We start from the raw sequence: 21084 nt of genomic DNA, 5'->3' as shown, positions 1-21084 counted from the left end.
CCCTCACGCGCGCCCGTATGTATCCTCGAAGCGGACGATGTCGTCTTCGCCGAGATAGGCGCCGGACTGGACCTCGATGAGGGTCAGCGGGATCATGCCGGGGTTTTCCAGGCGGTGGACGCAGCCCAGCGGCAGGTAGACGGACTCGTTTTCGCGCAGGAGGATGCGCTCGGCGTCGCGCTCGACGATGGCGGTGCCGTTGACCACCACCCAGTGTTCGGCGCGGTGGTAGTGCTTCTGGAGGGAGAGCTTCTCGCCCGGGCGGACAAGGATCTTCTTCACCTGGAAGCGGTCGCCCTGGATCAGCCCCTCATAGTGGCCCCAGGGGCGGTACATGCGCCGGTGGGCGGCCGCCTCGGGGCGCTTCCTGGCCTTGAGCTGGTCCACCAGCTTTTTCACGTCCTGGGCGCGGTCGCGGTGCAGCGCCAGCACCGCATCCTCGGTGGCGACCACCACCACATCCTTCAGCCCCACCACCGTGGTCAGGATGCCCTCGGAGCGGACATAGCAGTGGTCGGCGTCCAGCAGCTCCACCGGGCCTTGGGTGGCGTTGCCCCGTCCGTCCTTGGGCGAGACCTGCCAGAGCGCGTCCCAGGAGCCGACATCGGACCAGCCGAGATCGGCCGGCACCACCGCGGCATGGGCGGTGTGCTCCATCACCGCATAGTCGATCGAGATGGAGGGGGCGCCGGCGAAGGCGGGGCCGAGGCGGACGAAGTCGAGGTCGCGGCTGGCCCCGTCCACCGCGGCGCGGACGCTGGCCACCAGCTCCGGCTGCAGCCGCTCCAGCTCGGCCAGCAGGCTGGCGGCGCGGGCAACGAACATGCCGGCATTCCACAGGTGCCTACCCCCTTCGAGCAGGGCCTGCGCCCGGGCGAGGTCGGGTTTTTCGATGAAGGAGGCGATGGCCGAGACCCCCGGCGCATCGGCCAGCGCCGCGCCGGCCTCGATATAGCCAAAGCCCGTCTCGGCACGGGTGGGGCGCATCCCGAAGGCGACGATATGCCCGGCCCGCGCCGCCGCCGCCGCCCGCTCCAGCGCCGCATGCAGTGCCGGCAGGTCCTGGATGGCGGCATCGGCCGCCATGACCCAGAGAAGGGCGTGCGGATCCTCCTCCGCCGCCAGCAAGGCCGCCGCCGCGATGGCGGGCGCCGAGTTGCGCGCGGCCGGCTCCAGCACGATCCGCCCACCGGCCACCCCGGCCTCGCGCAGCTGCTCGGCCACGAGAAAGCGGTGCGCCTCGGCGCAGATCACCATCGGCGCCGCGAAACCCGGCCCCGTCGCCCGCCCCACCGTCTCCTGCAGCATGCTCTGCCCCGAGGTCAGCGGCCAGAACTGCTTCGGATACCCCTCCCGCGACAACGGCCACAAACGCGTGCCAACCCCGCCAGACAACACCACGGGCACAACACGATCCTGGGGCATGGGGCTTCCGATATGGTCGAGAGACCTCCGGAACTAACGGAGCGTCCCCCAAAAGAAAAGCCGCCCCGGTCACCCGGGACGGCTTCCTCATTCCAGCGGCGGAAGAGTTATTCCGCCAGCGCCTTGTCCTTGCCGCTGCGAAGGGCGGGCAGGGCCATGGCGGCCAGCACGATCGCGGCCAGAGCCAGCAGCGTCGCGCTGATCGGGCGTTCGATGAACACGCCCACATCACCGCGGGAGAGCAGCATGGCGCGGCGGAGATGCTCCTCCATCATCGGGCCAAGCACGAAGCCGATGAGGAGGGGGGCGGCCGGCATGTGCAGCTTGCTGAAGATGTAGCCGAGGATGCCGAAGAACAGGGTCTGGTAGACGTCGAAGACCGAGTTGTTCAGCGAGTACACGCCAATCGCGCAGAACACGAGGATGGCAGGGTACAGGTACTTGTAAGGCACCTGCAGCAGCTTCACCCACATGCCGATCATCGGCAGGTTGATGACGAGCAGCATCAGGTTGCCGACCCACATCGAGCAGATCAGGCCCCAGAACAGGTCCGGCTGGGCCTCCACCATGCGGGGGCCGGGCTGGATGCCCTGGATGATCAGCGCGCCGACCATCAGCGCCATCACGGCGTTGGCCGGGATGCCGAGGGTCAGCAGCGGGATGAAGGAGGTCTGGGCGGCCGCGTTGTTCGCGGATTCCGGACCGGCCACGCCCTCGATCGCACCCGTGCCGAGCGTGTGCCCGTATTTCGAGATCTTCCGCTCCAGCATGTAGGAGCCGAAGGCCGAGAGCGAGGCGCCACCACCCGGCAGAATGCCGAGCACCGAGCCGATCGCCGTGCCACGTAGCACGGCGGGGACCGAGCGGCGGAATTCCTCCCGCGTCAGCATCAGGCTGCCGACCTTGCCGGACATCACCTGGCGCGCCTCGGGCCGCTCAAGGTTCAGGATGATCTCGCCAAGGCCGAAGATGCCCATGGCGATGGAGACGAAGCCAAGGCCGTCGGAAAGCTCGGGCACGCCGAAAGTGAAGCGCTGCTGGCCGGTCTGCACATCCGTGCCGACGAGGCCGAGGGCGACGCCGAGCACCACCATCGCAATGGCCTTCAGGACGGAGCCCTGCGCCAGCACGGCCGAGATGATCAGGCCCAGGAGCATGAGAGAGAAGTAGTCCGCCGGGCCGAAGGACAGCGCCACCGAGGTCAGCATCGGGCCGGAGGCCGCGACCACGAGCGTGGCCACCGAGCCCGCGAAGAAGGAACCGAGAGCGGCGATGGTCAGTGCCGCGCCCGCACGGCCGTTGCGGGCCATTTTGTAGCCGTCGAGCGCCGTGACGACCGACGAAACCTCACCTGGCAGGTTGAGCAAGATGGCCGTGGTGGAGCCGCCATACTGCGCGCCGTAATAGATGCCGGCGAGCATGATGATGGCGGTCGTCGCGGGCTGGCCGAAGGTGATCGGTAGCAGCAGCGAGATGGTGGCGACCGGCCCGATGCCGGGCAGCACGCCGATGGCCGTCCCGATCAGCGCGCCGAGTAGCGCGAAGAGCAGGTTGTCCAGCGACAGCGCGACGCCGAAGCCGTGCGCCAGGTTGGCGAAGAGTTCCATGAGTTTATTCGGCCCTTTCTTTCCTGGCGCTTAACCGAAGATCGTCGGCCAAAGGGGAACCCGGATATCGAGTTCGTAGATAAAGACGAACCAGCAGAGGACGCAGAGAAAGACGGTCATCCCCGCGACGCTGATCGGGTTGTGGTCACGATCGGCCACTGCGGAGACGACGCAGAGCGCCGCGATCGAAAGCATGAGGCCCAGCGGCTCGAGCAGCAGGGCGAAGATGGCGAAGGAGGCGAGAACGAGGCCGAGCGGCCGCCAGGCCGGCGAAATGGCCAGGATGCAGAGCGCCCCGAAGCAGGCGACGCCCACCTGCACGTAGTTCGTGCTGATGCCCATGCTCTCCATCACGCGCCAGATGATCAAGCCGACGGCGACGCCGATCGCGAGCGTGGTGAAATCGAGCTTCGTCCAGCGCTCCAGCGGGTCCGGCCCATTCGTCAGGGCGAGGATGAAGACGAACGCGCCCAGGGCGAATTGCAGCCAGAACACCAGCATCGGCATGTAGCCCGGGCCCATGCGCCGCGCGCTGCCCAGCGTGTGCTGTTCCAGGCCGATCCCGAGGAAGCCGCCGTTGATGAACAGGCCCAGAATGGCCAGGAACATCAGGAGTCCCCCGGCCCATAGGTCCTTCGTGCTGATCTTCATGAACTCTCCACCCCTGGTCCCTCAAGAATCAAACGAAACGGGGGCGCGGCTGCACGGGGCGGGAGCGCATATGGTCCCAGCCGTGGACCCCGTCTGGGCAGCTCCTGATGGAGCGCCCGGCGGGTGCCACGGCCGGCACGTTTTCGCGCCCTCGTCCTCGTGCGGGACGTGCCTCCCGAAAGAGAGAGAGGCGCAACCTATGGGGCGGCGGGCGATGCCACAAGCTTGAGATTGCGGCCCCGCTTGTCATGGATGCTTCTTCACCTACGATGCAGCGCAACATCGTTGCGAGATTTGGTGCCATGACGAGCGTTCAGGCCACGGGAATCAATGAACCGGGACGGCGGATCGCCGCAGCGGCGGCGGCTCTGGCGCCGGGGCTCGCGGCGATCCGGCGCGACATCCACGCTCATCCGGAACTGGCCTTCGAGGAGGTGCGGACGGCGGGAATCGTCGCGGCGGAACTCTCCCGTCTCGGCATTCCGCACCGCACGGGCCTCGGCCGCACCGGGGTGGTCGGGTTCATCGAGGGCGGACGGCCGGGCCCGACCCTGGCCATCCGCGCCGACATGGACGCCCTGCCGATCCATGAGGAAACGGGCCTGCCCTTCGCCAGCACGGTGGAGGGGAAGATGCATGCCTGCGGGCATGATATCCATACAGTTACCTTGCTGGGTGTGGCCGAGGTGCTACGGGATCTCGCCCCCATGCTCGCCGGCCGCGTGGCCCTGGTCTTCCAGCCGGCCGAGGAGACGCTGCAAGGCGCGGCGGCGATGATCGCCGACGGCGCGGCCGAGGGCTTCGACATGGCACTGGGCTTCCACAACCACCCGGACATGCCGGTCGGCGAAACCGGCTTCGCCCGTGGCTCCTGCCTCGCCGCCTCCGACCGGTTCGACCTCGTTATCCGCGGCCGCTCGGGCCATGCCGCCCATCCCGAATCCGCGGTGGACCCGATCGTGGCCGGCGCCAGCTTCGTCGCCCAGGCCCAGACCGTGGTCAGCCGCGAGGTGGACCCGATCCGCCCGGCGGTGGTCACCATCGGCATGTTCAGCGGCGGCACCACCTACAACATCATCCCCGAACGGGTTCACCTGAAGGGCACCGTCCGCACGCTGGACCCCGGCACGCGGGACGTGGCGGAGGCGGCCATCCGCCGCCTTTGCGCCGGGCTCGAGGTCGGGCTGCGGGTGGAATGCGCGCTCGACTACCGTCGCCTCGTGCCGCCGCTGGTGAACGACGATGAGGTGCTGGAGAAGGTGGTGGCCGCCGTCTCGGCCCAGCTCGGCCGTGCTCCGAAGGAGGGGGCGCCGAGCATGGGCAGCGAGGATTTCGCCGAATTCGCCAACCTCGTCCCCGCCATGCAGCTCCGCATCGGCTCCGGCGCGCCGGGGCGGGCGGACAAGCTGCACAATGCCGGCTACCAGCCGGACGAGGCCTGCATTCCCCTTGGCGTCCAGGCGCTGTCGCGCGCCGCGCTGGAGATCCTGTCATGAAGGTTTGCGTCTTCGGCGCCGGGGCGATCGGCGGGCATGTCGCGGGCCGGCTGGCGCGCGGCGGGGCGGAGGTGAGCGTGGTGGCGCGCGGCGCCACCCTCAGCGCCATCCGCGAGCGCGGGCTCACCGTGGTGGCGAAGGACGCCACCTTCGAATGCCGCCCCCGCGCGAGCGCCGATCCGGCGGAGCTCGGTCCGCAGGATGCCGTGGTGGTGACCGTGAAGGGCCATCAGCTGCCCGGCGTCGCGGCTGCCATCGCCCCGCTGCTCCGGCCGGACACGCCGGTCGCCTTCGTGATGAACGGCATCCCCTGGTGGTATTTCGACCGCCATGGCGGCGCGCTGGACGGTACCGCCCTGCCGGCGCTGGACCCCGGCGGCGCCATCCGCCGCGCCGTGGGGGTGGAGCGCACGATCGGAGGCGTCGTCTATTCCGCCTGCACTGTCACCGAACCCGGCTGCATCGAGGTGGAGAACGCCTCGAGCAAGGTGATCCTGGGCGAACTGGACGGGCGTGCGAGCGAACCCACGGCCGCGCTGGCAGGGCTTCTGGAGGCCGGGGGCATGGGTTGCCCGGTGGCGTCGGACATACGGCGCGAGGTCTGGCTGAAGCTTGTCTCCAACCTCTCCTTCGGGCCGCTCTGCCTGCTCTCCCGCCAGGGGATCGCGGCGACCCTGGCCGAGCCCGCTCTCCGGCAGGCGGCGCTCGAAGGCCTTTCGGAGGGGGCCGCCATCGCTCGTGGCCTCGGCATTGAACTGGATTTCGACCCCGCCGCGCGGGTCGAGGCATCCTCCCGCATCGCGCACAAGCCCTCCATTCTCCAGGACATGGAGGCGGGCCGGCCGGTCGAGATGGAGGCCATGCTGCTCCAGCCCCTCGCCCTGGCGCGGATGGCGGGGGTGAAGACGCCGGTGCTGGACCTGCTGGTCGGGCTGGCGAGGAAGGCGGCGGAAGTCACCGGCCAGTACAAGCCGCCGTCCTGATCCGGGGCCGGGGCGCCGGGCATGAAAAAGGCCGGGCAGGAAGCCTGCCCGGCCTGATCGCGGATGCCGCTTACCAGCGGTAGTAGGGCTGGTAGGCCACCGGCGGCGCGTAATAGGCCGGCGGCGGCGGCGGTGCGTAATAGGCGCGCGGCGGCGGCGCGTAGTAGACGCGCGGCGGCGGTGCGTAATAGGCGACCGGCGGCGGAGGCGGCGCGTAGTAGACGGGGGGCGGCGGCGCGGCGATGGCCGCCCCGGCCAGGGCACCCAGCGCCAAGCCACCGATCACGGCGCCAGCCACCGCGCCACCGCTCGGGCCGCGGCGGTGCCAGCCATTCGCCTCGGCGGGCGCAGCGGCAACCAGGGCCGCGGCGGCGGCACCGGCCAGGACGAGGCCTCGGAACTTGTTCATCGAATGGGCCCTCCAGGGCTGGTCAGTGGGAGCAGTCTGGCCGCGAACCGGTGCCGGATTATGGCAGGCGCGGGGTCACATCGTGGCTCCCGATGCCCTCCCCATATGGTGACCCCGCCTTCGGAGCGGAAGGGCGGGGCAGGGCGGTCTGCCCGAGAACCCAGCGCTCCCAGCGCCGGATCCAGGGGTCGTCCGGGATGAAATCCGGCCGCGCACCCTCGATCACGGAAACAAGGCAGAGCAGGCCGAGAAGGCTGTCGAACCGGTCCTCCCCGGCCGCATCCGCGCCGAATCCGCCAGCGATCTCGGCGGCCAGGGCGGGCGCGGGGAGAAGCCTCAGCCCCGCCATGCCCGCATGAAGGGGGCTGGCGGCCGCCAGGCGGGCCGGCCGGGACCGCTTGCTGCCGGGGAGCCGGATGCCGAGCTGCCGCATCGCCTCGGCCGGATAGGTTTCGGCCAGCACGGCCGAGCCAGGGGCGAGGAGCCCGTGCAGCGGCCCCTCGAAAGGCCAGAGCCGATACGGCTCGCCGCCGGCGAGGGCCGGGGCGGACCAATCGGCATGCGCCGCGACCAGCCCGTCGGATCTCAGCGCGAGCCCTTCAGCGGCTGCTGCGCCTTCTCCAGCAGGCGCTGGAAGAAGCCGCGCTTCTTCGCCGGCGAGGTCTCGGTGGCGCGGCGGGCCGTGTCCTGGGTGGCGGCGCGGCGCTCCTCCTCCCGCTCCTTCTCCTTGGCGGCCAGCCACTTCTCCAGCGTCATGCCGGCCTTGGCGGCGCGCCGGGCCTCATAGGCGCGCTGGGCATCGGTCATGCGGGGGGCGGTGCCGGACTTCGGCGGCGTCTGGGCGGCCATGAGGGTACTTCCGGAATTCGGGGTTTCGGCCGCATGAACGCGGGCGGGCGGGCGATGGAATGGCGTGGGCGCGGCTCTGCATCAAGCCCCCTTCGCGCGGCGGGCGCGGCGTGGCACGGGTGCAGCATGGAAGCACGGGTGAAGACAGGCCTTTGGGCCTCGATGGCGCTGCGCATGGGGGATGCCGCCGGGCGCCCGGGCACAGTGCTGCGAAAGGGCGATCCGGACAGCGGCGGCATTCTCTGCGTGCTGCGTGGCCGGGAAGGGCTGGTCGCGCTCTCCCAGACCCGGGACGCGATGGGCCGCCCGGCCTGGCTGCGCGCCACAGGCGCGGCGCCGGTCGATGACGCGACGGTGGACGCCTATGTGGCGCGCCAGGTGAAGCGCGACCCGGACCTCTGGGTGCTGGAATTCGAGACGCCGGACCTGCTGCCACCCTTCGAGGCGGTGATCCTCTAGTCCAGCTTCGGGATCACGCTGTCCACCGCCTCGCACACCGCGCCGACGCCGCGCCCCATGGTGCAGGCGCCGTCCCAGAGGAAGCCCCCGACATCGCTGGCGAGGTGGAGCACCGTATCCAGGCTGTCCATCTGCGTGGCCGTGTCGCCGAGCACACCGGGCTTATCCGCCTGCTTGGCGCGCTCCACTTCCTCGGCATTCCTAGCGGCAACGGCGGCAGCGTCTTCGGGCTTCATCGCGCGGCTCCCGTCCTTCGCCGGGCCTGAGAAGGACTCCACCCTTTACCCGCCAAGGGCCTGAGGCCCTTGGAACCCCGTCTGACTGCCGTGGATGCCCCGGATCAAGGGGGCTCTGGTTGGGGCGCCTCTTCTGCCTTTGCAGGCGCCTCGGGTCCGTGACCCGAGGCGCACCGTGAGCCGAGTGATTCCAAATTCCTAAAAGAAGATGATGGTGAGGGGCCCGGGGAGAGGAAGAATTCCTTCTTCCTCTCCCCGGGACAAACCGTCAGCCCAGAACCCCGGAATCACCGGTCAGTCAGACGCAGCTCGATGCGCCGGTTGCGCGCCCGGGCCACGGGCGTATCCGCCGTGTCGATCGGCTGGAACTCGCCGAAGGCGGTGGCGGCGACCCGGTTCGCGGGAAGGCCGTTCTGGATCATCAGCTGCGCCACCGCGATGGCGCGGGCCGAGGAGAGTTCCCAGTTCGTGGCGTAGCGCGCCCCAGGGCGGATGGGGGAGTTGTCGGCGTGGCCGTCCACCCGCAGCACCCAGTTCGTGCCTTCCGGGATGCGCTGCGCGATGTCGATGAGCAGCCGCGTGACATCGGCGATCTGTTCGCGCCCGGTGTCGGACAGTTCGGCGCTGCCGATGGGGAAGAGCACCTCGGACTGGAAGACGAAGCGGTCGCCCACGACGCGGATTTCGGGGCGGTCGCCCAGCACGTCCCGCAGCCGGCCGAAGAAGTCCGAGCGGTAGCGCTGCAGCTCCTCCACCCGCGCGGCGAGGGCGGCGTTCAGGCGTTGGCCGAGATTGGCGATCTGCGCGTCCTTCTCGCGGTCCTGGGCCTCCTGGGCGTCCAGGGCGGCGGCGACGCGGCGGAGCTCGGCGCGAAGTGCGTCGAGCTGCTGCGCCAGGAGGGCGGCCTGGGCACGGGCGCTTTCGGCGAGGCGGGCATACTCGCCCGACTGCGCCTCGGCGGCGCGCCGGGCCTCGTTCTCGGTGCGGGCCGCGCGGCTGGCTTCGGCCAGCATGGTTTCGGCGGCGCCGCGGGCGCGGGTGGCCTCGGCCACCGCCGTCTCGGCCGCCTGGCGCGCGCGCTGGGCCTCGGCGGATCGTGCCTCGGCGGCCTCGCGCGCCCGGTTGGCCTCGGTGGCGGCGCGGGCGGCGGCCTCGCGGGCGGCGTTGGCCTCGGCGGTGCCGGTTTCCGCCGTGGCCGTGGCGGATTCGGCGGCGCGGCGGCGGCCTTCCTCCTCGCCCAGCCGGGCCAGGGCGTTGCGCGCCTGCTGCTCCGCCTGGTCGCGCAGGGCCGTGAGCGCGCGGACCTGCTCGTTCAGCCGCGCGATGTCGGAGAGGCGGGCCTCGATGGTTCCGCGGTCGGTCAGGGTCTGCTGGTCCAGCCGCGCGATCTCCTGGCGCAGCCCGGCCAGTTCGCGCCGCGCGGCCTCCAGCGCGGCGCGGGTGTCGGTCAGGCTGCGCTCGGCGCCTTGCCGGGCGGCCTGCTCGGAGGCAAGGGCGCGGCGTGTCTCGGTCAGGCCGCGGACCGTGCGGGCGGTGTCCGCGCCCGCGGCCTCGGCACCCGACAGCGCCTCGGCCAGCCGCGCCTCGAGGCTCGCGATGCGCTCGTTGTTGCCGCGCGCGGACAGATCGGCATCGGAGAGGCGGGCGGCGAGCCGGTCGCGTTCCTCGCGCAGCGCGTCGCGCGCGGTGGCGCTGCGCCCGGCCTCTCCGCGCAGGGCGGCGAGGTCGCGGCGGGCGTCGTTGCGTTCGGCGGCGGCGGAGCGCGATTCCTCCTGGGCGCGGCCGAGGGCGGCGCGCAGCTCCTCGGCGCTGCCGCGTTCGAGGGAGAGGAGTTCCGCCAGCTCCGCCACCTGCCGGTTCAGCCGGTCCAGCGCCCGGTCGCGCGAGGAGAGGGCGACGGAGAGGAAGCCCTGGGCCAGCACGAAGACCAGCAGGACGAAGATGATGATGATGAGCAGCGTGGCCAGCGCGTCCACATAGCCGGGCCAGGCATTCAGCCCTTCGCGCTGGCCGCGCCGGGAGCTTCCTAGCGCCATGGGGTGCCCGCCTGCCTCATGAGGGCGGCGGCGCCTCGGCCAGGGCGGCGATCGTGCGCGCCAGGACCTTGATCTCCGAGCGGATCTCCTGGGTGGACTGCGCCCGCCCCTGGGCGGATTCCTCCAGCAGGCGGGCGAGGTAGAGTTCCAGGTTCCGCAGATGCCCGCGCGAGGCCGCCTCGTGCTCCCCGGCCTCGGCCAGGCGCTGGAGGGTGGGGGCGAGGCCGGACTGGCTCTCGGCCACGCGCTGCATCAGCACCTGGCTGGCGCGCATCTGGTCTGTCAGCACGGAAAGCCGCTCGGCGAGCGTTTCCAGCGCACGTCCGGATTGCGCGCTGCGCTCCTCCCCGCGGGTGAGGATGCGCTGTAGCCCCTCCAGGTTCTCGGCGGTCTGCTCCAGCAGCGCCTGCACATAGGCCGGGACGGAGCCGCCGTCGGCGCCGCCCTCGCCCAGCACGCCGGAGGAGAGGCGGGTGACGCCCGCCAGCCATTCCTCCAGCTCGTTGTAGAAGCGCGTCTGCGCTTGGCCAGCCGTCAGGTCGAGGAAGCCCAGGACCAGCGCGCTGGCGAGGCCGAGCATGGAGGAGGAGAAGGCTACCCCCATGCCCTGCAGCGGCTGGGCCAGCCCGCTCTTGAGCTGGTTGAACAGCGTCGTCACGTCGCCCGAGCCGACGGACATGTTCTGGATAACGTCCGAGACCGATCCGATGGTCAGGATCAGCCCCCAGAAGGTGCCGAGCAGGCCGAGGAAGATCAGCAGGCCCGTCATGTAGCGGAGCAGTTCCCGCTGCTCGTCGAGGCGGGAGGCGATGCCGTCCAGCACGCTCCGCATGGCCCCGGTGGAGAGGGAGAGGCGCTCCGATCGGCGGGAGGCCAGCATGGATGCCATGGGCGCCAGCAGCCGGGGCGCGGGCTGGGCGGGTTGCCCCGGCTTGGGCGAGCGGAAGGCCTCCAGCCAATCCACCTCATGCTTGAGAAGCATCACCTGCCGGATGGACCAGCCCGTGCCGAGCAGCAGCACGCCAAGGATCAGCGCGTTCAGCACCGGGTTCACCGCGAAGGCGTGGCGCAGCTCCCCGAAAAGCAGGCCCCCCACCACCGCCACGAGGACGAGGAAGAGCGCCATGCGGAGGAGATAGCGGGTCGGGCTCGTCATGCGGGTCAGCCGCCTCTGCGGGTGGGGGCGGGGGTGGGGGTGGCCGGCGCGGCGGCCTCGCGCGGCCGGGGCGCGGGCGGCGCGACGATGTCCACCGCGTCCAGCTCCTCATCGGTCCGGCCCATCGGCCGGATATCGATGCGCGTGCCGGCCAGGCCGCCGCGGACGAGGGAGGACTTCACCGTGATCGCGCGGGCGAGGCTGGTGCGGCGGGCGACCGAGGGGTCGTCCGCCGGGCCGGAGGTCTGGGCGATGATGGTGACCCGCCCCCTGGACTGCTGCGCGAGGTAGCGGCCGATCGTCTCGATCGCCAGGCGCGCCTCGTGGTCGGGCTCGCTCTGTCCGCTGCGGCCCCCCAGGCGCCAGCCGCCGATGGGCAGGCGCGTGAAATCCGGGCCGAGGCCGAGACTCGCCAGATCGGCCGGCAGGGAAGGGCGCGGCGCGGCGGAGAGGTCGGCCGGGCTCGGCGGCGCCTCCTGCGGGTCGGAAGGCCCCTCCGGCTCGGTGGCGGAAGGGGCGGAATCGGGATTCCCCGCCTGGGCGAGGGCCGGAGGGCTTGCCGGGCCGGCGGCCAGGAGGAGCGCCAGGACCGCGACGGCGGCCGGGTGGCGGAGTGGGGCAGGGGTCACGGGCGCAAGCTAGCCCAGGATGGCACGGGCTTGAAGCGAGCAGGGTTCCGCGCCCCGCTCAGCGCCGGGGCGCCGGAGGAAGGGGCATCAGGAAGGTGAAGCGCGTTTCCGTCTCGTCGGAGGCCAGCTCCATCCGGCCGCCATGCATGCGCGCAATCTCGGCGACGATATAGAGGCCGAGGCCGAGCCCCTGGCCCTGCGCGATCGGTCGCCCCTCGCCGCGGAAGAAGGGCTGGAAGAGCCCGGCCCGTGCCTCCTGCGGGATGGGCGCGCCGCCATTCGCGACCCAGAGGGAGAACAGCCCGTCCCGCGCCGTCGCGCCCACGCGCACCGGCACCCCCGGCGTGCCATGGGCCAGGGCGTTGCCGAGAAGGTTGGAGAGCAGCTGGGCGATCCTCGGCTGATCCACCGCCACCGGCCCGGGGATGTCGATCGAAGCCTCGATCGCCCGCCCCGGGTGGACGGCGCGAAGCTCCTCGACGGCATGTTCCAGCACCGGGCCCAGGGGCCGCTCCGCCGAAACCTCCAGCTCCAGCCCACCGCCGAGCCGTGCCCGGGCGAAGTCCATCAGATTGTCGATCAGCCCGCCCATGCGGACGATGCTGCTCTGCATGAGGGCGAGGATGTTCCGCCCGGCCTCGTCCTGCACCGAGCGCTGAAGCAGGCGCACGCCCGAGGCCACCGAGGCCACGGGGTTGCGCAGATCGTGACCCAGCACCGCGATGAACTGCTCGCGCAGCTCCGAGAGGGCGCGTTGCTGCAACAGCTCCTCCCGCGCGCGGCCCAGTTCCGCCTCGGCGTTCAGATGGGTGGTGATCAGCGCCGCGAAGAGGCGGAACATCCCGATCGTCTCGGTGTTGTTCACGCGGGCGGGGCGCGGGTCGATCGCGCAGAGCGTGCCGAAGAAGCTGCCGTCCCGCAGAATGATGGGCACGGAGATGTAGCTCTGGAAGCCGTACATCGCCGGCGTCGGATGGCCGCAATAGGCCGCGTCCTCCGCCACATGGTCGATGACGATGGGCTCGCGGCTCCGGTGGATGTCGCGACAGATCGTCGTATCGACCCGCAGCTCGCCGCCCGACCTCAGGCCGAAGCCGATGTGATCGAGCGTGGCGCAGGCGACCCAGCGATCCTCGGTGACGCGGGCGATGGCGGCGAAGCCCATGCCGGTCGTGCGGCAGATCACGTCGAGGATGGTGGGAACGGCCTCGATCCGGCCAACCGCCTCGACGTCGCGCTGGAGAGGTCCGCTCACGCCTTCCCGTCCCAAGTCGGCGGGCCCGAGCGGCCCGTCCCGCAGTATGGGCGCGGCCGATGGCGGCCGCCACCCCGCCGGGCTATCTGCCGCGGAACGGGTCGTGGAGTCAGCCCGTTCCGGCGGCGGCCTCGCCGCGGCGCTCCGCGACATAGGCGATGCCCTCGGCCACGGCCTCGCGCAGCTTCGGGTGCAGGAAGGGGTTGCCGGCCACGATGTTGCCGGTGGCGTAGGGGTCCTCGTCGCCGGGGCCGGTGACATAGCCGCCGGCTTCCTTGACCATGATGATACCCGCCGCGCAGTCCCAGGGCTTCAGGCCGAGTTCCCAGTAGCCCTCGTACCGCCCGGCCGCGACCCAGGCGAGGTCGAGCGCCGCAGAGCCGAAGCGGCGGATACCCGCCACCTGCGGCATGAGGCGCGCGAGGGTGGTGGAGAACTCCGCGCGCTGCGGCACCTTGGCGAAGGGGATGCCGGTGGCGAAGAGGGCGCTGGTCATCTCGCGCCGGCCGGAGACGCGCAGGCGCTTGTCATTGAGGAAGGCGCCGCGGCCCTTCTCGGCCCAGAACAGCTCGTCGGTCGCGGGGTTGTAGATGACGCCCGCCATGATCTCCGACGCCTTGTCGGCGACGCGCTTCTCGATGCCGACCGAGATGCACCACTGGGGGATGCCGTGCAGGAAGTTGGTGGTGCCGTCCAGCGGGTCCACCACCCAGCGCCATTCCCAATCGGCCTCGCCGCTCTCGCCCGATTCCTCCATCAGGAAGGCGAAGCCCGGGCGGGCGCGGCGCAGCTCCTCGCGCAGCGTCTCCTCGGCGCGCAGGTCGGCCTGGGAGACGAAGTCCCCCGGGCCCTTGCTGCTGACCTGCAGGTTCTCGACCTCGCCGAAGTCGCGCAACAGGCGCCGCCCGGCCTTGCGGGCGGCGTTGACGACGACGGTGAGCGCGGGCGAGAGCCGCGCGGAGGGCTGGGCGCCGGACATGGTGGTTTCCTGATCAGCCCTTGGCGCGCTCGAGGTAGGAGGCGTCCTCGGTGCGCACGACGATCTTCTCGCCGGCGGTGATGAAGGGCGGCACCATCGTCTTCACACCGTTGGAGAGGACCGCCGGCTTGTAGGAGGAGGAGGCCGTCTGGCCCTTCACCACCGGATCGGCCTCGACGATCTCGAGCGTCACCGTGTCCGGCAGCTCCATCGCCACCGGCTCGCCCTCGATGAGGCGGACGTTGACGGTCATGTTCTCGACCAGGAAGGGAAGGCGGTCGCCGAGGATGTCCTTGGAGACGGTGGTCTGCTCGAAGGTCTCCGGATCCATCAGGACGAGGTGGTCGCCCTCGGCATAGGAAAAGGTGAACTCCTTGTCCTCGGTCGTCAGCCGCTCGACGGTGTCGGCGGTGCGCCAGCGCTGGTCCTTCTTCGCGCCGGTCTTGATGTTGCGCATCTCGACCTGGATGACCGCGGCGCCCTTGCCGGGGATCATGATGTTCTGCTTGAGCACGGTGTAGCGCGCGCCCTCGAACTCGATGACCATGCCGGCGCGCATCTGATTGGCCTGCATCTTCGCCATGATGGGGCGTCCTGTTCGTCGTCTGGTCGCGCCAGGGGCGCGCGGGTGGAGCGCGCCGGGGCGCGCGGATGGTCGGCGCCGTGGGGCGCGCGGGATGGGAAGGATCGGCCGCGGGCCATACACGCGTGGGCGGGGGGCTGGCAACCGCGCGCCATGCGGCGCGCCCCCCGGCCACCCCGGAGCCCCGCCGCCCCCGTGCCCTTGACCCCGTTTCGTCGTTGCAGCATTGCTCACAGATTCGAGAGCGCATTTAGTGGGAAAAGCTGTGGGGACGACTCCGCACGGTCCCACATCATCTTGAAGCGCATTGGTTTTTGCCTGGATCGGCCTGTGGAAAACCCTGTGAGGAACCGGTGCGGCAGGGCACCAGGGCTGGGGATGATGCCCTGCCGAAGCGTCAGTCGGCGAAGCTCGCCGTCGCCTCGATGACCGGCTTCCACTTGGCGATGTCGGCGGTCCAGAAGCGCCGGTGCGCCTCGGGCGTCGCATCCGCCTGGGAAACGGGCGCCGTGCCGATCTCGGCGAAGCGCTGCACGATCCGCGGTTCCCGTAGTGCGGCCTGCAAGGATTGGGTGAGTCGCGCGCAGACTGGGGCCGGCGTGCCGCGCGGCGCATAGAGCCCGTGCCAGACCGTCACCTCGAAGCCGGGCAGGCCGGCCTCGGTGGTGGTGGGGATCTCCGGCAGGGTGGCGATCCGGTGGCGGGAGGGTGTGGCGAAAACCTTCACCTGGCCGGCGCGGATATACTCGGTGGTCTGGGTTGTCTGGTCGCAGAGCAGGTCCACGCGGCCGCCCAGGATCTCCTGCATGGCCGGGCCCGTGCCACGGAAGGGGATGACGGTGGGCTTCACCCCGATGGCATTGGCCAGAAGCGCGCCGCACAGGGCGGAGGAGGAGCCGATGCCGGCATCCGCGAGATTGAAGCGGTCCCCCTGGGCTTTCATGTAGGCCACGAGTTCTGCCAGGTTGTTCGCGGGAATGTCCTTCCGCGTCACCAGCGTCATCGGCACCTCGGTCACCAGACCCAGCGGCTCGAAGCCGTTCACGGGGTCATAGGAGAGCCGGCGGTACATGGTGGGGATGACCCCCATGCCGATATGGTGCAGCAGGACCGTGTAGCCATCCGGCCGCGCCGTCGCGACGCGCTGGGCCCCGAGCGTGCCACCCGCGCCGGTCGTGTTCTCGACGACCACGGGCTGTCCAATCTCCTTCGTCATCGCCTCCGCCATCAGGCGGCCCACGATGTCGGTGGGGCCGCCCGGCGCGAAGGGGATCACCATGGTGATGGGCCGGCTCGGGAAAGCCGCACCCTGGCCCAGGGCCAGGCGCGGGGCGGCCAGGAGGGCAAGGCCGTACGCGGCAATGCCGCGGCGGGTGGTCTTCTGCATGAACATCTCCCCGATGGCGCCTCGTCCTGCGGGCACCGTTTCGTTGCGGGGAGTGTGCCCGGCGGCGCCGGGGCGGGGAAGCCGTTCCTCGGGCGGTCAGCCCGGCGGTTCCTCGGGCGGCGAGCCCGGCGGTTCCCCGGGCGGTCAGCCCGGCGTGGCATCCGCCTGGAAATGCCCGCCGCCAAGCGGGCCGCGCACCTGCCAGCCGCCCTCAGCGCGCTCGGCGAAGTCTGGCCCGATCGGCGCCTTGCCCTGGCCCTGCGGCAGGTCCAGCGCATAGGTCGGCCAGGCCAGCCCCGTCACCCGGCCGCGCAGGGAGGCGAGCAGGGCCCGCCCCTCCGCGATGGGCACCTCGAAGCGCGCGGTGCCCGGCGCGCGGTCGAGCTGATGGAGGTAGTAGGGCTTCACCCGGTGGGCGAGCATGGTGCGGAGCAGCGCCTCCAGGCTTTCGGCCGTGTCGTTGACGCCGCGCAGCAGCACGGCCTGGCCCAGCAGCGCCACCCCGGCGCGGGAGAGGCGGCGCAGCGCCGCGCGCGCTTCCCCGGTGAACTCCCGGGCGTGGTTCGCGTGCAGGCAGAGGAAGACCGCCTTCTCGCTCTCCAGCGCCTCGGCCATGGCCTCGGTCACCCGGCCCGGGTCGGCCACAGGAACCCGGGTGTGCAGCCGGATGATGTCGAGATGCGGCAGGGCCGAGAGGCGGGCGAGGATGTGCCGCAGCCGGCGCGGGGAGAGCATGAGGGGGTCGCCCCCCGTCAGGATCGCCTCCCGCACCGCCGGATGGGCCTCGAACCAGTCCAGCGCCGCATCCAGCTCCGCCTCGCTCAGCACCCCGCCGGCGGGCCCCACCTGCTCCCGCCGGAAGCAGAAGCGGCAATAGACGGGGCAGGCGAGCAGCGGCTTCAGCAGCGCGCGGTCGGGGTAGCGGTGCACCACGCCCTTCACGGGCGTATGCGGATGATCCGCGATGGGGTCCGCCAGCTCCTGCGGGGTGGTCTCCAGCTCCGCCGGATGGGGCACGTATTGCGCGGCGATGGGGTCGGCGGGATCGGCGGGGTCGATCAGCGCGGCCATGGCCGGGGTGACGGAGACGGCATAGCGCGCCGCCACCTCCCGCAGGGCCGGGAGGGCGGCGGGGGGGACGAGGCCGGCTGCCGCCAGGGCATCGGCATCGCGCAGCGGGCGGGGCGAGGGGAGGGAGCCGTCGGGCATGGCGGCGGCAGGTAGCCCCAACCGCCCCCTTGTGTCACGGACAAGCCCGGATTTCCGCCGCATGGAGCCCCCGACCTTGCCGCATGGCCCCAACCCCCATGGCCCCGCCCCCTGGCATCCGGACGCCCTGGACGCGCGCCTGCCAGCCCTGCGTCGCCGCGCCGCCCTGGCCCGCGACACCCGCGCCTTCTGGGAGGCGCGCGGTTGCATGGAGGTGGAGACGCCCTGCCTCGTGCCCGCGCCGGGGATGGAGGTGCATCTGCACGGCTTCCGTTCCCGCTTCGAGCCGCATCTGGGGCGCGGGGACGGGCGCGACCTCTGGCTCCGCACCTCGCCGGAGCTGGCCATCAAGCGGCTGCTCGTGGCCGGGGCCGGCAGCTGCTTCGAGCTGGCCCGGGTGTGGCGCAACGGGGAGGTCTCGCCGCGCCACGCGCCGGAATTCACCATGCTGGAGGTCTATCTCGCCGGGCAGGGCCTGGAGGGGCTCATGGAGGCGGTGGAGGCGTATCTGCGCGCCGTGCTGCCCCGGCGCGTGGCGCATGCGGGGGTGGAGACGGACCTCTCCATGCCTTTCGAGCGGCTGACGGTGGCCGGTGCCTTCGCCCGCATCGGCGTGGATGTGCTGGCCTCCGTGGACGCGGCAACCGCGGAGGGGGATGCGGCCGCGCTGGCAGCGGCGGCCCGTGCGGCCGGGTTAGCCGTGCCGGAGGGGCTGGGCTGGGAGGACCTGTTCTTCCACCTGATGCTGGAGCATGTGGAGCCGCGCCTGGGGCGGGAGCGGGCGAGCTTTCTCACTCACTGGCCGGCGCCCCAGGCCGCGCTGGCCCGGCGCGACCCCGCCGATCCGCGCGCCGCCCTGCGCTTCGAGGTCTTCGCCGCCGGGCTGGAACTCGGCAACGCCTTCGACGAGCTGCGCGACCCCGAGGAGCAGGCGCTGCGATTCCGGCGGGACGTGGCGGAGCGGGAGGCGCTCTACGGGCCGGGCTGGGGAGTGGACGAGGATTTCCTGGCCGCCCTGCGCCAGGGTATGCCCGCGACGGCCGGAATCGCGATGGGCTTCGACCGGCTGGCCATGCTCGCTGCCGGGGTGCCGGCTCTGGAAGGCGTGCTGTGGCTCGGGGGCTGGCCTTTCGAGCCCGGCTGAGAGGGCACGGGCGCGCATCTCCGCCGCCTCGCGAGGGCATTCGGGAATACGACGCATTCTCGATCGGCGGTTGAGCTTTTCGTCCCGCTCGTCATTCTCCGCCCTCCAGAATGGGAGTCGCGCATGCGGCGGTGGTGCTTTCCCCGGCCAGGTCCCGGCGCGGAGGGGCGGTCGTGAACGGCGTGATGCTGCTTCTGGTCCAGGCGCTTCTCTATTTCGGCACCATGGCCGCCATCTTCCGCGCCCGCGGCGCGCTCGGTATCGGCGTCTTCGTCTGCGCGCTCGGGGTGATGCATTTCCTCGAGACCTATCTGGCCGCCGTCTTCTTCATCGAACTTCCCTTCGGCCTGATCTCGCCGGGCTCGACCGTGCTCTTCTCCGGCAAGCTCGTCATGGTGCTGCTCCTCTACATCAAGGAGGATGCGGTGGCGGTGCGGCAGCCGGTCTACGGGCTGCTGATCGGCAACATGCTGATCGTGGCCATGTGCCTCCTGCTGCGCTTCCACGAGCCGGTCTCGTTGGCCGGCAGCCGGCCCGATATCGGCTTCATCGACCAGATGGGCGTGCTGATGGTCTGGGGCACGCTGCTGCTCTTCGTGGACAGCATCATGCTCGTCCTCCTCTACGAGCGCATCGCCCCCTGGTTCGGCCGGCATCAGACGGCGCGGATCATCGTCGCGACCGCGCTGGTGCTGAGCTTCGACCAGCTCGCCTTCTTCGCGGTGCTGCGCCTTGTCACCGGCGTGCCCATGGCGGCGCTGTTCGGCGGATGGGCCGCGAAGATGGGCGCGGCGATCGTCTTCGGCCTCATGCTGGGTGCCTATCTCCGGCTGTTCGAGGGGCGGTCCGGAGCCGGGGAGGAGCGGCCGCTGGCCGATCTCTTCGACCTGCTGACCTACCGGCGACGGCATGCCGCGCTGGTGCGCGGCGCGGGGCGCGACGCCGGCACAGGGGCGCTGGCCGAACATCATCTCCTTCCCATCGGCGGCGCGCGCCTCCGCCGGGCCCAGGCGAATGGCCGCCCGCTCGGGCTCGTCGTGCTGGAGGTGATGGCCGCGCCGGGCCATGGCGCGGTGCCGCTGCGCCCGCTCGCCGGGGCCCTGGCGATGAGCCTGCGCGCCGATGACCTCGTCTTCCGGCACGGCGCCTCGGGCTTCGCGCTGCTGCTGGAGGGCATGCCGCCCGCCGCCGCAGCCATGATGGCGGAGCGGCTGCGGCACCTGATGCAGGAGCGCCTGCCCCCGGGCGCGCCCGGCGCCCCCGTGCCCCGTGTGCATCTCGGCGTCGCGACCGGGCAGGGCGGCCTGGAGGAGTTCGGCACCCTGCTGCGGCGTGCCGAAGCCGCCCTTCGCAGCGCACGCCATGCCGGGCCGGAGAAGCCGCCACAGGCCGCCTGATCCCGCCCTGTCGCCTCCGCCGCGCATCGAAGCGGCCCGCAGGGCGTTGTGCCGGTCTGATCGGGAGAAGCGCGGATGTTCGACACGAAGCGATTGCTGGAAGGGTTCCTCGGGGGCCAGGGGCGTTCGAGCGACAACAGGTCCTCCGGCGGGATCGGCAGCCTGGGAGGCGGTGGCGGGGGCGGCTCGCTGCGGGATGTCCTGGGCGGGCTGCTCGGCGGTGGCGGCGGAATTGGCAGCACGGGCGGGCAGCGGGGCGGCGGGATGTTCGGCGGCCCCATCGGCAGCATGGGCGACGATGACGGCCGCAGGGGCGGAGGTGGCTTCGGCGGATCGATCGGCAGCCTGGGCAATGAGGGCGAGCGGCGGGGCGGGGGCGGCATCTTCGGCGGGCCCATCGGCAGCCTCGGCGGCTCCGGCGGCGGCGGGTTGGGTGGCGGCCTGGGTGGCGGGCTGGGCGGCGCCATCGGAACGGCGGCGGCCGGCGGCCTGCTCGGCTCGCTTCTGGGCCGTGGCCGGCGTGGCGGCGGCGGCGGGCTGCTGAAGATGGGCGGCATGGCCGTGCTCGGGACGCTGGCCTACCGCGCCTGGCAGCAATGGCAGGAGTCGCAGCGCCAGGGGCAGGCCCCGGGACAGCCGGCTGGGCAGATGCCGGGCCAGGCTCCGATGGCGGGCGGGCAGCCGGCGCGCCCGGCCTCGGGCCCCTGGTCCGGTGGAGTCCCGGCCGCGTCGGGCGCGGCGCCCATGCCGCCTTCGCCGGAGGAGTTCGCCCGGGAGGACATGCCGGCGGCCGACGGCCAGCCCTTCGGCCTTTCGCTGATCAAGGCGATGATCTCGGCCGCCAAGGCGGACGGCCATCTGGACGAGGACGAGCGGCGCCGCGTCTTCGACGAGGTGGAGCGGCTGGAGCTGGATGCGGAGGCCAAGGGCTTCGTCTTCCAGGCACTCGAATCCGCGGCCGATCCCTCGGCGGTCGCCGCCATGGCGCGCACCGATGCCCAGAAGTCGGAGATCTACATGGTCTCGCGCCTCGTGGCGGAACCCGACACGGCGGCCGAGCGCGCCTATCTCGACGCGCTGGCGCACCGCCTCGGGCTGGCGCCGGGGCTGCGGCAGTCGCTGGACCAGCAGGCGGCGGAGGCGAACCAACTCATCGCCGCCGAAACCTCGCCGGGCCCGGGCGGCGTGGCCTGA

21 protein-coding genes are annotated in these 21084 nt (G+C 71.7%); 6 read left to right on the top strand and 15 right to left on the bottom strand.

Features of this window, described 5'->3' with window-relative positions; all coding sequences use genetic code 11:
* Nucleotides 1-3: 3 nt before the first annotated feature.
* The 3 genes from BUB97_RS14080 to BUB97_RS14070 form a co-directional block, all read right to left on the bottom strand.
* Nucleotides 4-1425, bottom strand: a complete 1422-nt coding sequence (locus BUB97_RS14080; RefSeq protein WP_073135783.1) for a mannose-1-phosphate guanylyltransferase/mannose-6-phosphate isomerase — start codon at nucleotides 1423-1425, stop codon at nucleotides 4-6.
* Between the two features lie 107 nt (nucleotides 1426-1532).
* A complete protein-coding gene (locus tag BUB97_RS14075) occupies nucleotides 1533-3032 on the bottom strand; it encodes a tripartite tricarboxylate transporter permease (protein ID WP_073135780.1) in 1500 nt (499 codons plus the stop codon).
* Between the two features lie 30 nt (nucleotides 3033-3062).
* Nucleotides 3063-3683 carry a tripartite tricarboxylate transporter TctB family protein gene (locus tag BUB97_RS14070; protein ID WP_073135778.1) on the bottom strand — a complete coding sequence of 207 codons (621 nt, stop codon included), beginning with the start codon at nucleotides 3681-3683 and terminating at the stop codon, nucleotides 3063-3065.
* 302 nt (nucleotides 3684-3985) lie between these two features.
* Between BUB97_RS14070 and BUB97_RS14065 the strand changes: the two genes are divergently transcribed.
* Together BUB97_RS14065 and BUB97_RS14060 are read left to right on the top strand one after the other, a co-directional pair.
* A complete protein-coding gene (locus BUB97_RS14065) occupies nucleotides 3986-5179 on the top strand; it encodes a M20 metallopeptidase family protein (RefSeq protein WP_073135776.1) in 1194 nt (397 codons plus the stop codon).
* Nucleotides 5176-6162 (top strand): ketopantoate reductase family protein, encoded by a 987-nt coding sequence (locus tag BUB97_RS14060; protein WP_073135774.1) that lies wholly within the window; start codon nucleotides 5176-5178, stop codon nucleotides 6160-6162. The genes BUB97_RS14065 and BUB97_RS14060 overlap by 4 nt, the downstream gene beginning before the upstream one ends.
* Before the next feature lie 70 nt (nucleotides 6163-6232).
* Here BUB97_RS14060 and BUB97_RS14055 read toward each other — a convergent pair whose 3' ends face one another.
* From BUB97_RS14055 to BUB97_RS14045, 3 genes are all read right to left on the bottom strand, one after another.
* The gene (locus BUB97_RS14055) at nucleotides 6233-6571 is read right to left on the bottom strand and encodes a hypothetical protein (protein WP_073135772.1); all 339 of its coding nucleotides are present in this window, start codon (nucleotides 6569-6571) and stop codon (nucleotides 6233-6235) included.
* A 58-nt stretch (nucleotides 6572-6629) separates the two neighbouring features.
* On the bottom strand, nucleotides 6630-7034 hold the full coding sequence (locus tag BUB97_RS14050; protein WP_073135770.1) for a hypothetical protein: 405 nt from the start codon (nucleotides 7032-7034) through the stop codon (nucleotides 6630-6632).
* 122 nt (nucleotides 7035-7156) lie between these two features.
* Complete coding sequence (locus tag BUB97_RS14045; RefSeq protein WP_073135768.1) at nucleotides 7157-7420, bottom strand: hypothetical protein; 264 nt, start codon at nucleotides 7418-7420, stop codon at nucleotides 7157-7159.
* 126 nt (nucleotides 7421-7546) lie between these two features.
* On the opposite strand from BUB97_RS14045, the gene BUB97_RS14040 reads away from it, so the two are divergent.
* Nucleotides 7547-7879, top strand: a complete 333-nt coding sequence (locus tag BUB97_RS14040) for a DUF1491 family protein (RefSeq protein WP_073135766.1) — start codon at nucleotides 7547-7549, stop codon at nucleotides 7877-7879.
* On the opposite strand, the gene BUB97_RS14035 is transcribed toward BUB97_RS14040, so the two are convergent.
* From BUB97_RS14035 to BUB97_RS13995, 9 genes are all read right to left on the bottom strand, one after another.
* Nucleotides 7876-8115: a hypothetical protein gene (locus BUB97_RS14035; protein ID WP_139281346.1), complete on the bottom strand. Its 240-nt coding sequence runs from the start codon at nucleotides 8113-8115 to the stop codon at nucleotides 7876-7878. The two genes, BUB97_RS14040 and BUB97_RS14035, sit on opposite strands and share 4 nt — an antisense overlap.
* A 287-nt stretch (nucleotides 8116-8402) precedes the next feature.
* The gene (locus BUB97_RS14030) at nucleotides 8403-10151 is read right to left on the bottom strand and encodes a peptidoglycan -binding protein (protein ID WP_073135761.1); all 1749 of its coding nucleotides are present in this window, start codon (nucleotides 10149-10151) and stop codon (nucleotides 8403-8405) included.
* 16 nt (nucleotides 10152-10167) lie between these two features.
* The gene (locus tag BUB97_RS14025) at nucleotides 10168-11307 is read right to left on the bottom strand and encodes a MotA/TolQ/ExbB proton channel family protein (protein WP_073135758.1); all 1140 of its coding nucleotides are present in this window, start codon (nucleotides 11305-11307) and stop codon (nucleotides 10168-10170) included.
* Nucleotides 11308-11312: 5 nt separating this feature from the next.
* A complete protein-coding gene (locus tag BUB97_RS14020; protein ID WP_073135756.1) occupies nucleotides 11313-11936 on the bottom strand; it encodes a hypothetical protein in 624 nt (207 codons plus the stop codon).
* A gap of 58 nt (nucleotides 11937-11994) precedes the next feature.
* Complete coding sequence (locus BUB97_RS14015) at nucleotides 11995-13191, bottom strand: GAF domain-containing sensor histidine kinase (protein WP_073135754.1); 1197 nt, start codon at nucleotides 13189-13191, stop codon at nucleotides 11995-11997.
* Between the two features lie 109 nt (nucleotides 13192-13300).
* Nucleotides 13301-14170, bottom strand: a complete 870-nt coding sequence (locus BUB97_RS14010) for an inositol monophosphatase family protein (protein ID WP_073135752.1) — start codon at nucleotides 14168-14170, stop codon at nucleotides 13301-13303.
* A 13-nt stretch (nucleotides 14171-14183) separates the two neighbouring features.
* On the bottom strand, nucleotides 14184-14753 hold the full coding sequence (gene efp, locus BUB97_RS14005; RefSeq protein WP_073135750.1) for an elongation factor P: 570 nt from the start codon (nucleotides 14751-14753) through the stop codon (nucleotides 14184-14186).
* Between the two features lie 397 nt (nucleotides 14754-15150).
* Nucleotides 15151-16140 (bottom strand): tripartite tricarboxylate transporter substrate-binding protein, encoded by a 990-nt coding sequence (locus tag BUB97_RS14000; protein WP_073135812.1) that lies wholly within the window; start codon nucleotides 16138-16140, stop codon nucleotides 15151-15153.
* 144 nt (nucleotides 16141-16284) lie between these two features.
* Nucleotides 16285-17349, bottom strand: a complete 1065-nt coding sequence (locus tag BUB97_RS13995; RefSeq protein WP_073135809.1) for a lysine-2,3-aminomutase-like protein — start codon at nucleotides 17347-17349, stop codon at nucleotides 16285-16287.
* Nucleotides 17350-17410: 61 nt separating this feature from the next.
* On the opposite strand from BUB97_RS13995, the gene epmA reads away from it, so the two are divergent.
* The 3 genes from epmA (at nucleotide 17411) to BUB97_RS13980 (ending at nucleotide 21084) form a co-directional block, all read left to right on the top strand.
* Complete coding sequence (epmA, locus tag BUB97_RS13990; RefSeq protein ID WP_073135748.1) at nucleotides 17411-18493, top strand: EF-P lysine aminoacylase EpmA; 1083 nt, start codon at nucleotides 17411-17413, stop codon at nucleotides 18491-18493.
* Nucleotides 18494-18666: 173 nt separating this feature from the next.
* Nucleotides 18667-19890 carry a GGDEF domain-containing protein gene (locus tag BUB97_RS13985; RefSeq protein WP_073135746.1) on the top strand — a complete coding sequence of 408 codons (1224 nt, stop codon included), beginning with the start codon at nucleotides 18667-18669 and terminating at the stop codon, nucleotides 19888-19890.
* 75 nt (nucleotides 19891-19965) lie between these two features.
* Nucleotides 19966-21084, top strand: coding sequence for a tellurite resistance TerB family protein (locus BUB97_RS13980; RefSeq protein WP_245818304.1), 1119 nt, complete (start codon nucleotides 19966-19968; stop codon nucleotides 21082-21084).

The sequence above is a fragment of the Muricoccus roseus genome, from assembly GCF_900141905.1.
Lineage (GTDB): Bacteria > Pseudomonadota > Alphaproteobacteria > Acetobacterales > Acetobacteraceae > Roseomonas > Roseomonas rosea.
The sequence above is the reverse complement of the archived record's forward strand: the minus strand, read 5'-3'. Positions and strand labels throughout refer to the sequence as shown.